The sequence below is a fragment of the Mesorhizobium sp. GbtcB19 genome (genome assembly GCF_019091085.1).
GTDB lineage: Bacteria > Pseudomonadota > Alphaproteobacteria > Rhizobiales > Rhizobiaceae > Mesorhizobium.
Genome location: NZ_JAGXJY010000382.1, coordinates 1 through 247 on the forward strand (window position 1 = coordinate 1; position 247 = coordinate 247).

Annotated in this window: 1 pseudogene; it reads left to right on the forward strand. The window is 72.1% G+C overall.

Going from position 1 to position 247, the window contains the following annotated elements:
- Positions 1 to 247: pseudogene (locus KVT37_RS32530) on the forward strand (transcriptional regulator); the annotation flags it as partial.

Sequence of the window (247 nt, forward strand, 5' to 3'; positions counted from 1 at the left end):
CCGCCTCTCCTACGGTCCGCATTATCGGGGGCATCCGACCGAGGAGATCGTCAGGGACGCCGTCTATCCCGTCTGCGCGCCAACGCTCGCCGGTGCGGGGAGCCCCGAAAGCCTTGCCGGCCTGCCACTCATCCACACCGATTGGGGGCCGCCCGGCGCGTCTTTTCCATCCTGGCGCAACTGGTTCGGGGCAGCGGGAGGCGGGCCGGCCCGGGCCGCCCGCCGGGGCCTTCCGGCGAATTCCTCA